Here is a 12,509-nt window from a genome sequence, read left to right as displayed (position 1 = left end):
AGGTTCTTTTTTTAATTTTCTCTTCTTAATGCTGTTAATACATTCGTTTTCGTTGCCTTACGTGCTGGGTTGAGTCCAGAGATAATCGCTACCCCTGCGCTAATCACTGTTGCAGTGATCACAAGGCTTAGCGGAATATAGGAGAAGGTAATCGAGAATTGATCGCTTGCCCCTCCCTCAGACATGGAAGACAAAATGGCTGGAATGATGAAGTTCACTGCAAAACTAATCACATACGAGATGATAATCCCGATGATCGATCCAATCACCCCAATATAAGCACTTTCCATGAGGAACATCCTCTTAATAATAGAAGGATTCGCACCAATGGCTTTCATGATCCCAATTTCTTGTGTCCTCTCTGTTACCGCCATTGTCATCGTATTGAAAATGCCGATCGCAGAAATAATGACCGCAATACATCCGACAAAAATAAGTCCAATTTTGAAGACCGTAAAGAACATATCCATTCCTTCAAGCTGGTTCGTCACAGAAATGACTTGATAGCCGTCATCTGTCAGCTTATCCGTCAGTGCACCAACATTGTCGAATTTGTCTGCATAAACAGAAGTCATTTTCTCAACATTTCCTGCTTCAGGAGACAGGTCGAGTATTTGACCAAATTCTTTTTCATAAGCATTCGGAATAAGAATTTTATGATCCTGCTGCCACTCTAAATTCGGTTTTTTCAACACGCCGACTACACGGAAATCAAACGTCTTTTCTTCCACAACTTCATTTTCTTCATTAAGCTTTGGCACTTTGATTTGAATGACTTTGTTTAAAATCTCCTTCGTATAGCCTTTTGGCTCTTTCGGTGATTCTTCACCATTTGACGTCTGATTCATTTCTTTTTCATAGGCTGCACGTTCTTTTTCCGTCCACAGCTGCTCTGCCATATGATACCCAACGACAATTTCGTTTGCTGATGTTGGGACTTTCCCTCGGTCTAGCTCAAGACCTGCTTCTTTTTCTTCTTTCATATCTGTCAGAGCTGCCTGCGTTTCAGTTGAGCGGTCATCGAGCTCGACGTTAACCGATGGATTGATTGCCGTTCTGGCGACGACAGATTTCACATGATCATATGTCTTTAAATCATCAACCTTGACGTCGCCTTTTTCTTTGCCTAACACTTTAATTTCTGTAATGATTTGTTGTTTCATGATTTCATCTTGAGCCGATTTTTGCAGACCAAAACCGACAGATGCAAGTACGATTAAGAAAGAGCATGCCATTGTCGTTGCAAGAATGGTCATAAACACACGCAATCTATTTTTCTTCATATTTCTTCTGATGAATTTGACCTGATCTCTAAACTTCAATGGACTGTTCCCCTTTCTTTAATACACCATCATGAAGCTGGAACGTTGTGTCTGCGATAGAAGCAACTTCATCGTCATGTGTAATGATGACAAATGTAATCCCTTTTTCACGATTGAGCTGCTGGATAAAGGCTAGTATTTGCCCTTCTGTTTCTGAATCGAGACTGCCTGTCGGTTCATCAGCTAAAATAATAGATGGATTAAGGATCAAGGCTCTTGCAATACTCACACGCTGCTGCTGTCCACCTGACAGTTCATTGGGATAATGTCCAGCGTGATGTTCAAGACCAACTCGTTTCAGCATTTCCTTTACTTTCACTTTTCGCTCAGACGACTTCACACCTTTTAAAGTGAGCGGAAGTTCCACATTTTCAAACGTTGTCAAACTTCCGATCAATTGAAAGCTTTGAAAGATAAAGCCAAAATGATCTAACCGAAAGTCTGCCCACTCTTTTTCATTAAAGCCGGTCACATTGGTGCCATCAACGATAATTTGTCCCCTCGTTGGTGAAATATATCCAGATATTAAATTCAATAAAGTCGATTTCCCCGAACCGCTTCGCCCAACGATACAAGCAATATCGCCTCTTTTAATAGACAAGTCAATGTCTTTGAGCACAGGAATTTCGTTCTCTCTGCCCTTTTTACCAATTTTAAACACATGATCTAACGATTGAATTTGAATCATCTCTGCTCCCCTGCTCTCTGTTTATCTTTTTCTATAGATTAAGAAATAACTCGTAAGCGCACCTACAACTCCACCGATTACCATGCCGGCGATATAACCAAACATGGAATTGTCTGAAGAAAATCCAACCCAGCCAAATCCTAGAACACCGAAGACAATGACCAATATCTGAATGGGCCGGTCGATCGTTCGATAAAGAAAGAAGCGACCATTTCGTTCGATTGGATGTTTCATAAAGCTCAATAAGCCAATTAGATAAAACAACACCATCATGACAATAGGTATAATGAATTCTTCACCCGTAAACCAAAGAGGATAATCCGATTGGAAAGGGTCAGTTGTAATGTAAGTAATTGGAGACATGGGCGAAATCAAATAAGTAAAGCTTTTATCTACCCAGCTACCGCTTGTCTTCAAGATAAACTCTAAATGAACCATCGGTAATCCAAAAACTAAAAAGGGTAAGATAGCTGTGCTGAACCCAACGATTGCTTGAGAAATGGAACTTCCGGTTAAAGTACCAGCTGCAAAAAATAGACTATAAAACATCAAGGAAGACACAAGGGAAACGAAATAACCGCTATGCAATCCTGGTGTCTCTAGTGGATTAAGTCCTAAAATAAGTAAATAAGTGAGAACATATGAGACAGCATGAACAACTACAATGATTCCAGTGCCTAAGAAAAACTTTGTGTGATAAATTGTACTTCTGCTAAACGGCAATGATAAGGTAAAATCCATTTGCCCTTTATTTCTCTCAACTCCTAGCTGAATCACAGCAAAAAAGAGCCCCATTAACCAAGAAAGGGAGAGAAACGCATCTGTTTTAAAGATATAAGAAAAACGTGGTGAATCAACGATACAGGTTGTATCCTTTAGACATGTTTCAAAAGACGAATACTCCATTAAGAATAAAAAGGGCGTCGCAAGCGTTGCAACAAGCATCACTAAAATGAATGTCAGCTCAGACTGCTTCCATTCCTTATATAACAATGGCCGCTTTACCATCTGCGTTTCCCTCCAAACTTCGCAATGAATACTTCTTCTAAATTCACAGGCAGTTCATGCCAGACTTTTGGTTCAAGCGATTTCAAATACTCTTTTGCCTCTTCATCTGTTTTGAGTACAAGTGCTGTATAGAACACACCCGCTTGATCTAAAATCGCAACGCCTTTTTTTCGAATACTTAAGTTCATATCCTCTTCAAATGCCATTTGGATTTTGACATAGTCATTCTTTAATTCATCTAAATCCATGACACTTGTGAGCTGATTTCCTTCTAAAAACCCGATTCGATTGCACATACGCTCAATATCCTCTAAGCGGTGAGATGTAATTAAAATCGTCGTTCGTCGATCTGCCACTTCATCAATCATCAGCTGAAGAACGTCATTTCTCGTGACCGCATCAATCCCATCTGTCGGCTCATCTAACAAAATGACCGCTGGTTTGATGGCAAAACTTAAAATGAGGGACAGCTGTTTCTTTAAACCTGTCGATAACTCACGGTATTTCACTTTCTCCGGAATCTCATATCGGTTCACAAGCTCATTGGCATATGTCACGTCAAACTTTGGATACAGTTGTTTTAACAGCTTCACAAGCTGTCCATAATTGTACCTGTCAAAGTAAGGATTTACGACCGGCATATACACAATATTTTGCTTGACTAACGGGTGGTCTTTGACGAGTACATCTTTGAAATAAATCTCTCCTTCATCTGGAAGAAGAATTTGCTGAATCAATCTGAGAAGTGTTGTTTTGCCTGACCCGTTACGGCCGAGCAAACCGAAGATCTCTCCTTCGCCTATCTTGAAGGAAACATCGCTGAGTACTTCACGTCCATTTAATTTCTTTGATACATTTCTAACCTCAATCAACTTGTTTCCCTCCTTTTAGACTTGAGCCGATCTCTTCTAACCACACCTTGAGTTGATGAATATCAATACCGGCATAATGAGCCTCAATCATGAGCTGCCTTAATTGCTCCTTCATCTCTACCACCTTCCCTTCATTCAGCTTTGACTGCGCACCTTCTGTCACATACGTTCCGCGGCCTCTTAACGTTTCAATAATCCCTTCCCGCTCCAGCTCTTTATACGCTTTGCTAACGGTGTTTGGGTTGGCGATAATAATGGTGGCCAGCTCTCTCACAGAGGGCAGTTTGTCACCTGGCTTCACCACGCCTTTTAAGCACAAAATTTTCATCTGCTCAATGATTTGTTCATATATGGGTGCAGCGCTTCGTGGATCTATTTGAATCATGATGGCTCCCTCTTTCCTCATTCATGCTTTTGCAGTCCTATCGTTTGATCCTGTCCTTGCATTAAAGGGACCGAATTTTTAATTAAATCGTTTTGAACTTCAAAACCAATGAAAACGAGAACGAAAAAAAATGTACATGCTAACACAACAGCCAGCACCATCCACTTCAAATTGATTGGTTTTTTTTCTTTTTTCATGGTTAAACACCTTTCTTCACTTTTAAGTGTCTAAAGTGTATTAGTTGATGTAGTACACTTAATACAATATAGACACTCGATCGAAAAGTCAATCACCTTTCGAAAAAATAAAAAACAGATCCTTAAAAGAAGGATCTGTCAGATTGTTGACAATGGGCTAAAATGACCTTTATTTTAGTCCTTTGTCTTCTTTTCAGCGTGACTTGAGAACCTTTGCAGTCTAGGAAGGACGAGTACCGGCGCGGAGCGAATTTGACATTCGTGAGCACCAGCACGCAGGACTGACAAAGAATGCGAGGGTTTGTCTACACGCTGAACAGATCCTTAAAAGAAGGATCTGTTCTCATTCGTTATCGTATGAAATACCTAAAATCATTTGATTTTGCAGACTTTGAATTTGAACACGTGTCCTGTCCAAACGCTCTCTTTGTTGATCATTGGCGACATCTTTTAATTTTTCTAATTCATTCACCGCATCCTCAAGCATGAGCTGCGCTTTCGAAAATTCTTCTTCGTTATAATGCTCTTGGCGAGAGCTCAAATCAAATTGTTCACTTGCAAACTCAAGAGTCTCAGTGCTTTTTTGCACAAATTCATCAATTGATTTTCTTGTTGCCATCTTGCAATCCCTCCATTTCATCATCGCTCCCGCCTATTTTGCCCACGTAAAGCTTTTTCACTAAAGAAAATGTTGGACAGATTCAATTGTTCTCTTTCGTGATTTTTGTTAAACTTTTAGGATGCCTATTATTATGCAAGGAGGTTACTGACTTGGATCAGCATAACCCTTTTTTATATTCAAACAGCGAAAAACGTTATCACACATGGAATTATCATTTGCGTGAACACTTTGGTCATAAAGTGTTCAAAGTCGCTTTAGACGGCGGCTTTGACTGCCCAAACCGTGATGGTACTGTCGCACATGGCGGCTGTACATTTTGCAGTGCCGCGGGGTCTGGTGATTTTGCAGGAAATCGGGCAGATGATCTCATCACTCAATTTAATGAAATCAAGGACCGGATGCATACCAAATGGAAAGACGGAAAATACATGGCGTATTTCCAAGCCTATACAAACACACATGCGCCGCTTCCTGTTCTAAAAGAAAAATACGAAACCGTCATGAATCTGGATGGAGTCGTTGGCTTATCCATTGCCACAAGACCCGATTGTCTGCCAGATGACGTGGTGGAATATTTAGCTGAATTAAACGAACGAACGTACCTATGGGTTGAACTTGGTCTACAAACTGTACATGAGCGAACAGCTATGCTCATCAACCGTGCCCATGATTATGAATGCTACGTAGAAGGTGTACAAAAACTTCGAAAACACGGGATTCGTGTCTGCTCGCATATCATCAACGGCCTGCCTCTTGAAAACCGGGACATGATGATGGAAACAGCAAAAGCTGTCGCTGATTTAGATGTGCAGGGAATTAAAATTCATCTGCTTCACCTTTTAAAAGGAACACCTATGGTGAAGCAATACGAGAAAGGCAAGCTGGAGTTTTTAAGCCAAGAGGAATATGTTCAGCTTGTTTGTGATCAGCTGGAGATTCTGCCGCCAGAAATGATTATTCATCGTATTACAGGCGATGGTCCTATTGAATTAATGGTGGGTCCAATGTGGAGTGTAAATAAGTGGGAAGTGCTTAATGCCATTAATGCTGAGCTTGAAAGACGTAACAGCTACCAAGGCAAACGTTTCGTCAGATTGGAAGAAGCGGCAAAATGATTTTAAAACGGATGCTCCCTTTTAGTAAAGAGCTGTTAGAACGCGCATGCCAAAAAGGTGATATTGTCATTGATGCAACGATGGGAAATGGCCATGATACACGCTATTTAGCTGACCTTGTCGGAAAAGATGGACAAGTTTTCGCATTCGATGTTCAGAAGGAAGCCATTGAGCAAACAAGCAACAGGCTTGGTGAGCAATATCCTTACGTTCACCTTATCCACGACGGACACGAAAAAATGGCTGCCCATCTGCCAGCAGATGCTTATGGTCAAGTATCCGCTGCAGTATTCAATCTTGGGTACTTACCAGGAGGCGATAAAACCGTCACGACTCAGGCTCATACGACCATTGAAGCCATCAAACAGCTCCTTGACTGGCTGAAACCCGGCGGTCTGATCGTTCTTGTGATTTACCACGGTCATCCTGAAGGAAAAAAAGAAAAAGAAGTACTTCTTGATTATTGCAGATCACTCCATCATGAAGAAGTACAAGTGTTATCTTATCAATACATGAATATTCATAACGACCCGCCCTTTGTGGTAGCTATTGAAAAAAAGCTCAAATCCTAAATGGATTCGAGCTTTTTATTTTCTCAAAGGAAAGAGCCAATCTTGAATTACTCAGCGTATTGGTCGATGATCTCTTCCAGCACCGATTCAAGCTCTTGTGCACCTTCAAGCTCTGATTGGCTGAAGCGGACGCGTACAAGCTGTTCTCCGTCATTATACATCTCTTCCAGCCAGCCTCGCAGTCCTCTTGCTCTGCGGTCGACTTCGAGGATAATGTCTAAGCCCTCTTCGTCCATAAGGAAAATAAGCTCTAATTCATCAAGTAATTCGCCATAATAGTCTGATACCGGTATGAACTCAAATTCTTGGACAAACGGAAGGCGGCGGCTGAAGTAAGGCGCTTGTTCACAGTCTGCTTCATGAAGACGAAAGCCTAGATTTTCGACAGCTTCCAGCACACGTTTCATCCAAGGATGTGCTTGCACGAAAATGCGGTCGTGATCTGATTTATCAATACCCCCTTGGATATCAAGGTCTGTCACTACAGCAACCTCTACTTTTCCTACTGTGATTGGTGTATCAATAGGGAGGATAAACGAGAACGGAAATTGATGCTCTTCCCCTGGCTGAATGGTAAATGATTCAGTCACCCTTACAGAATGAAGGGTCGTGTCTTTTCGCTGCTCTTCATCATCTTTTACAATGCTGTACCATGTATTAAGCTTTACATCAATAAAGCGGATATCTTGAGAGACTTTCCCGCCCTTTACATGGACTGTTCCCCTTACTTCTTCTCCCGGTTCATATGCCTCTTTCTCCAAAATAGTATCTACTTTCGCCGCACCAATTCCTACACTTGCTGCAAACTTTTTAAAGAATGACATGCTCGATCTTCCCCTTTTTCATATTTTTCAACAAATATACGTAAGAAGGAGGAAAAAGGACTCATTTAATCGATACTTTTTTCCTACTATTCGTACACTAAGAATTATATCGGCAGCAAATGAGAGGATTGTACTAGGGAAAGTTTGACTAGTTAGCTGTCCATCACCTCGTGTAAAATGAACAAATGTTACTCACGAGCGCCTGTTGCTAGACCGTACAAAACAAAAAAGCTTGTAGAGAAAAACATTGTTTTCCCTACAAGCCGAGCTCACACCCTGCTGAATTTAAACTTATTTATGACGATTTCATCCAAGGCATTTTCTGATAGGTCCGATAGGCTCTGCCGTTGATATAGAAAAAGAAGGACGTTTTCCCGCTCGATTTAATGAGCCGCTTTGCCAGCTTGTTCATCTCTTTTTGAGCTGTCACTTTTTCATCAGACAAATAGACCGCCAGTAACCCTCTATTGATTAGTTTATGAAAGTTCTCATGCGGAATGCCTTTCAGCTGTTCATCCGCTTTTTCAATAAAATGCTGAAGTCTGTCCATCATCTCATGATGAGAATTGTAGTATGAGCAAAAATTCAGATCGCCCTCAAGCCGGTCCTCTTCTTGATCAATTAAATAGTCCAATAAAATGTGCAGCCCTTGGATATAAGGGAAATAGCTTTCGTAAATTTGCTTCGCTTGTTTCTCTGTAAAATCAGGCTGCAGTGCATAAGCCACAAGACAGAAAATGCCCAGCGTTGATCCTGCACATGCGGAAAACTCATACCATTCCATTTCCGGCAAATCCTTTTCATATTGGCGGAACCATGACTCTAGTCGAGGCACACGTTCATGAGGAACCACATGCTTATGTACTTGTAAATCACTATAGTAATCACACAGCGTGTGCAGATACGGCTGAATGATCGGATAATGCGCTAAGCGTGACAGCACGTCCTGACAGGTTTTGACAAGCGCATGCAGATACCCGTGATCCTCTTGCTCATCACGGAATTGATAATACGGCTTGAGTTCCGCATGAATATCAAGCGCATCCCTCATTGCTTGATGCAGCATATGAAAATCTTTTGGATCAAGCGACGTACTGCGGTCGCAGAGGTTATCTAAGTAATCACTAATTGTTTGGTACGCCACAATGAATTCAATACATGTTTCTTTCGCTTCACCTGCTAGAAGAGATAAAATCCCCCCGCCTTCACAGTGAAAGGTTTTACTGGATATGCTCGCTAGTGCCTGCGTTCTCAGTTCTTCGTTTTCAATCTTTTCTGCATGAGCCCGCCACTTTTTAAGCTCCTGATGAACTAGCGGAAAAATCTCTTTATACACCTTCGTCATCAGTGCAAAAGGACGTTCTGGTACTGACAATTCAATCCACCCCCAACTTAAGCTCACAATCAAATATACTGATCTGTAAAGGCTCTTGCTGCCTTAAACACATCTTCACGTTCGGGCTCATTAAAAATTTCATGATACAGCCCTTCCCATTCACGATATGATTTATTATATGATTCAATGCCGTTGAACCATTTGATTACCCTCGTTTTATCTACGATCTTGTCATCGCCTGCCTGCATTAAGAGGAGGGGAATCGACCGAAAGACATTCGTTGGCTGCATCGCCGCATCAATATTTTTCACAAGCTCTCGATACCAGCGAACCGACACCTTTGTCACATAAAGTGAATCATTGGAATCTGCCTCAATGACATCCTGATTCCGTGTGGCTAGTTCAATTGACAGCCCAGACTCGACTTTAAACGACGGCGCCAGCACATTTAGCCCTTTTGACGCAAAATCCATCAGCTTCTTCGGTTTAAATTGCAGACCTAAACAAGGTGATGATAAAATAAGGCCATCAATCTTCGTATGGGTATACTGCTTGAACCACTCAATTGAAATGAGCCCACCCATGCTATGCCCAAGTAAAAATGTCGGAAGTCTGAACGACTTCGCATGTTCAATCCATTCATCTACTGTATCAATGTATTCTTGAAAAGAGCGAATGTGGCCTCGCGCACGTGTCGATGTCCCTTGTCCAGGCAGGTCACCCATGACAACGTGATAGCCTGCATTTCGCCACATTTCGATCAGCCATTTATATCGGCCATGATATTCACTAGCACCATGTACAATCACAATTGTACCAACTGGTCTTTCAGCATGCCAAGTCCACAAAGTAAACACCTCACATTTGTTGTATTAGGAAAGGAAGTCGAAAAAGTGATTTATCCATATCATCAGTTTACACCTGAGATTCATGACTCGGTCTTTGTCGCAGATAACGCCACCATTACGGGCGATGTCACCATTGGAGAATATTCGAGCATTTGGTTCCAAACCGTCATTAGAGGCGATGTAGCTCCTGTAAGAATTGGAAAAAACGTCAACATTCAAGACTTGTCCTGTCTGCATCAAAGTCCTGGAAAAACACTTCTTATTGAAGATGGTGCTACCATTGGACACCAAGTGACATTACATAGCTCTATCATTCGACAACATGCCCTCATTGGCATGGGGTCCATTATTCTCGATGGTGCGGAAATTGGCGAAGGTGCCTTTATCGGTGCCGGCAGTCTTGTCCCGCAAGGAAAAGTCATCCCAAAAGGCACACTCGCTTTTGGCCGTCCAGCCAAGGTTGTTCGACTGCTAACAGATGAAGATATCCAAGACATGGATCGTATCCGTAGAGAATATGTAGAAAAAGGACAATACTATCGTTCCCTTTTATCGCGTTAACATCATACGTGTATCTTCACTTTATCATGTTTTTTTCAGGATATTAAGCAATAACTGTGAAGCGCTTGTTATTTTACCCGTTTACACCACTTTCTATCATGACAAAAAAGGTTTTCAGCACAAAGCTGAAAACCTTTTTTCATTAACTAAAGATCACTTCTTTCGGTTGATGATTCAACTGCTCTGGCTCAATACTGCGTTCCACATAAATACTATGCCAGATCATAAAGACGAGGACTGTCCAAATCTTACGGCTATGATCTGCTTTCCCCGCACAATGGTCATTTAATAACTCAAGAACATATGCCTTGTTAATGTATTCATCTGTTTGACTGTTTTGAATGATATCCTTCGCCCAAGCGTTCATCTCATTTTTCAGCCAATGGCGAATCGGAACAGGGAATCCTAGCTTTTTACGATTCAACACATGGTCTGGTACAATGCCTTCTGCTGCTTTACGCAACAGATATTTCGTTGTGCCATCTTTTGTTTTCAGCTCTTCTGGAATTTTAGAAGCCGCTTCAAATACAACCTTATCAAGGAATGGGACACGAAGCTCTAGAGAGTTCGCCATCGTCATCTTATCTGCTTTCAGCAAGATATCCCCGCGCATCCACGTATGAATATCAACATATTGCATTTTGTTAATATCACTGTAGCCTGCACTTTCCTCGAAGTATGTTTTCGTTACGTCACGATACGTGATGTTCGGATCATACTGTTTTAAGAGGTTTTTCTTCACTGGCTCTTCAAAGATTTTCGCATTACCAATATAGCGTTCCTCTAACGGCGTACAGCCCCGAACGATAAAGCTCTTCCCTTTCATTCCTTCTGGCATGATACGAGCCAGACGAAGAAGAAACTTTTTCAACATGGTTGGAACCGATTCGAATGGCTTTAAAGAAAGAGGCTCACGATAAATATTATATCCACCGAACAGCTCGTCTGCTCCTTCACCAGAAAGAACAACTGTCACTTGTTTTTTCGCTTCTTTTGCCACGAAATACAATGGAATCGCCGCTGGATCAGCCAAAGGATCATCTAAATGCCAGACGATCTTCGGAAGCTCGTTCATATATTCCTCAGGGGAAATGACAGCGCTAAAGTTTTGTAAGCCCAGCTTATCAGCTGTCTCCTTTGCCACATCCACTTCACTGAAACCGTCCTGCTGGAAGCCAACAGAGAATGTCTTCAGCTCAGGATGAAATTCCTTTGCGACCGACACGATGAAAGAAGAATCAATCCCGCCTGATAGGAATGAACCAACAGGCACATCACTTCTCATGTGTACTTTTACAGAATCATAGATGGCATCACGTACTTCTTCGATTAGTTTCTGCTCTTGTGTTTGTTCAGGCTTGAATTGGACTTTCCAGTATGTCTTAAATTCAATGTCTTGGCCAGGGCGCAGTGTAAACTGGTGACCCGGCTCCACTTTGTGCACCTTTTGATCAAGTGTATTTGGCTCAGGAACGAACTGGAAGGACATATATTGCTGCAAAGCGGTCTCATCAAATAGGATGTCCTCCTTCACAGCCATTAAGCTTTTGCGTTCAGAAGCAAAGTACACTTGCTCATCCATTTGTGTAAAATAGAGCGGTTTAATTCCAAAAGGATCTCTTGCGCCGTATAATAACTGCGCTTCTTTATCCCAAATTAAAAAGGCAAACATTCCGCGAAGCTTAGATGCTGCTTCTTCTTTATAGTTACAATATGTGGCAAGAAGTACTTCCGTATCAGAATCTGTGCTGAACGTATAGCCTTTTTTCACAAGCTCTTCCTTCAGCTCCACATAGTTATAAATTTCTCCATTGAAAATAATCCAATATTTTTCATTTTCATAAGAAAGCGGCTGCTTTCCGTGCTCCACATCTATAATACTTAAACGTCTAAATCCAAATCCTACATGCTCATCATGAAAGTAACCCTCATCATCCGGACCACGATGAACGATGAGACGATTCATTTGTTTAATTAACTCTTCCTGCTCAGTAGTTTCGGACAATGGACGGTGATTAAATACACCAACAAACCCACACATATTATTGCCTCCACGTTATGTTATTTCTTAAAAGTAGACCTATAATTAGACCGTATTTTGTCTAATTTCGTTTCACATTTTTAGCTTTTTGTAGAATTTTTTTAATCAAAAGGAAAAC

14 protein-coding genes are annotated in these 12,509 nt (G+C 41.4%); 3 read left to right on the top strand and 11 right to left on the bottom strand.

Annotated elements, in window-relative coordinates:
- Nucleotides 1-11: 11 nt before the first annotated feature.
- The 7 genes from GPA07_RS06155 to GPA07_RS06125 all read right to left on the bottom strand — a co-directional run bounded on the left by GPA07_RS06155 (nucleotide 12) and on the right by GPA07_RS06125 (nucleotide 5,091).
- On the bottom strand, nucleotides 12-1,322 hold the full coding sequence (locus GPA07_RS06155; protein ID WP_008362018.1) for an ABC transporter permease: 1,311 nt from the start codon (nucleotides 1,320-1,322) through the stop codon (nucleotides 12-14).
- Nucleotides 1,312-2,010: an ABC transporter ATP-binding protein gene (locus GPA07_RS06150; protein ID WP_008362020.1), complete on the bottom strand. Its 699-nt coding sequence runs from the start codon at nucleotides 2,008-2,010 to the stop codon at nucleotides 1,312-1,314. The genes GPA07_RS06155 and GPA07_RS06150 overlap by 11 nt, the downstream gene beginning before the upstream one ends.
- A gap of 21 nt (nucleotides 2,011-2,031) precedes the next feature.
- Nucleotides 2,032-3,018: an ABC transporter permease subunit gene (locus tag GPA07_RS06145; protein ID WP_157292192.1), complete on the bottom strand. Its 987-nt coding sequence runs from the start codon at nucleotides 3,016-3,018 to the stop codon at nucleotides 2,032-2,034.
- Nucleotides 3,012-3,890, bottom strand: coding sequence for an ATP-binding cassette domain-containing protein (locus GPA07_RS06140; RefSeq protein WP_008362023.1), 879 nt, complete (start codon nucleotides 3,888-3,890; stop codon nucleotides 3,012-3,014). Before GPA07_RS06140 ends, GPA07_RS06145 begins: the two co-directional genes overlap by 7 nt.
- Nucleotides 3,883-4,275: a GntR family transcriptional regulator gene (locus tag GPA07_RS06135; RefSeq protein WP_008362024.1), complete on the bottom strand. Its 393-nt coding sequence runs from the start codon at nucleotides 4,273-4,275 to the stop codon at nucleotides 3,883-3,885. Before GPA07_RS06135 ends, GPA07_RS06140 begins: the two co-directional genes overlap by 8 nt.
- A 17-nt stretch (nucleotides 4,276-4,292) precedes the next feature.
- Entirely contained in the window at nucleotides 4,293-4,472 is a 180-nt protein-coding gene (locus GPA07_RS06130) for a hypothetical protein (RefSeq protein WP_071168744.1), read from the bottom strand.
- Nucleotides 4,473-4,815: 343 nt separating this feature from the next.
- A complete protein-coding gene (locus GPA07_RS06125) occupies nucleotides 4,816-5,091 on the bottom strand; it encodes a YtzC family protein (protein ID WP_008361717.1) in 276 nt (91 codons plus the stop codon).
- Between the two features lie 152 nt (nucleotides 5,092-5,243).
- On the opposite strand from GPA07_RS06125, the gene GPA07_RS06120 reads away from it, so the two are divergent.
- Nucleotides 5,244-6,209 (top strand): tRNA modification radical SAM protein MnmL/YtqA, encoded by a 966-nt coding sequence (locus GPA07_RS06120; protein WP_008361718.1) that lies wholly within the window; start codon nucleotides 5,244-5,246, stop codon nucleotides 6,207-6,209.
- Nucleotides 6,206-6,781, top strand: coding sequence for a tRNA 5-(aminomethyl)-2-thiouridylate-methyltransferase MnmM (locus GPA07_RS06115; protein WP_157292191.1), 576 nt, complete (start codon nucleotides 6,206-6,208; stop codon nucleotides 6,779-6,781). Before GPA07_RS06120 ends, GPA07_RS06115 begins: the two co-directional genes overlap by 4 nt.
- A 47-nt stretch (nucleotides 6,782-6,828) precedes the next feature.
- Here the strand turns inward: GPA07_RS06115 and GPA07_RS06110 are convergent, their stop codons facing one another.
- From GPA07_RS06110 to GPA07_RS06100, 3 genes are all read right to left on the bottom strand, one after another.
- Complete coding sequence (locus GPA07_RS06110) at nucleotides 6,829-7,605, bottom strand: sporulation protein (protein ID WP_071168743.1); 777 nt, start codon at nucleotides 7,603-7,605, stop codon at nucleotides 6,829-6,831.
- 295 nt (nucleotides 7,606-7,900) lie between these two features.
- Complete coding sequence (locus tag GPA07_RS06105; RefSeq protein WP_008361724.1) at nucleotides 7,901-8,980, bottom strand: tetraprenyl-beta-curcumene synthase family protein; 1,080 nt, start codon at nucleotides 8,978-8,980, stop codon at nucleotides 7,901-7,903.
- Between the two features lie 29 nt (nucleotides 8,981-9,009).
- Nucleotides 9,010-9,789: an alpha/beta hydrolase gene (locus GPA07_RS06100; protein ID WP_008361725.1), complete on the bottom strand. Its 780-nt coding sequence runs from the start codon at nucleotides 9,787-9,789 to the stop codon at nucleotides 9,010-9,012.
- A 45-nt stretch (nucleotides 9,790-9,834) separates the two neighbouring features.
- Here GPA07_RS06100 and GPA07_RS06095 point away from each other — a divergent pair, with 45 nt between their 5' ends.
- On the top strand, nucleotides 9,835-10,350 hold the full coding sequence (locus GPA07_RS06095; protein ID WP_008361728.1) for a gamma carbonic anhydrase: 516 nt from the start codon (nucleotides 9,835-9,837) through the stop codon (nucleotides 10,348-10,350).
- A gap of 142 nt (nucleotides 10,351-10,492) precedes the next feature.
- On the opposite strand, the gene asnB is transcribed toward GPA07_RS06095, so the two are convergent.
- Nucleotides 10,493-12,391 (bottom strand): asparagine synthase (glutamine-hydrolyzing), encoded by a 1,899-nt coding sequence (asnB, locus tag GPA07_RS06090; protein WP_157292190.1) that lies wholly within the window; start codon nucleotides 12,389-12,391, stop codon nucleotides 10,493-10,495.
- Between the last annotated feature and the right edge of the window lie 118 nt (nucleotides 12,392-12,509).

Origin of the sequence: Bacillus sp. ms-22 (assembly GCF_009759805.1) — a bacterium.
Lineage (GTDB): Bacteria > Bacillota > Bacilli > Bacillales > Bacillaceae > Bacillus > Bacillus xiamenensis.
This window is presented reverse-complemented; position numbering and strand designations above follow the sequence as displayed.

Excerpts from the sequence above, each read along its gene's own strand:
- GPA07_RS06110 (WP_071168743.1), bottom strand. The coding sequence starts at position 7,605 with ATGTCATTCTTTAAAAAGTTTGCAGCAAGTGTAGGAATTGGTGCGGCG.
- GPA07_RS06130 (WP_071168744.1), bottom strand. The coding sequence starts at position 4,472 with ATGAAAAAAGAAAAAAAACCAATCAATTTGAAGTGGATGGTGCTGGCT.
- asnB (WP_157292190.1), bottom strand. The coding sequence starts at position 12,391 with ATGTGTGGGTTTGTTGGTGTATTTAATCACCGTCCATTGTCCGAAACT.
- GPA07_RS06135 (WP_008362024.1), bottom strand. The coding sequence starts at position 4,275 with ATGATTCAAATAGATCCACGAAGCGCTGCACCCATATATGAACAAATC.
- GPA07_RS06115 (WP_157292191.1), top strand. The coding sequence starts at position 6,206 with ATGATTTTAAAACGGATGCTCCCTTTTAGTAAAGAGCTGTTAGAACGC.
- GPA07_RS06150 (WP_008362020.1), bottom strand. The coding sequence starts at position 2,010 with ATGATTCAAATTCAATCGTTAGATCATGTGTTTAAAATTGGTAAAAAG.
- GPA07_RS06125 (WP_008361717.1), bottom strand. The coding sequence starts at position 5,091 with ATGGCAACAAGAAAATCAATTGATGAATTTGTGCAAAAAAGCACTGAG.
- GPA07_RS06145 (WP_157292192.1), bottom strand. The coding sequence starts at position 3,018 with ATGGTAAAGCGGCCATTGTTATATAAGGAATGGAAGCAGTCTGAGCTG.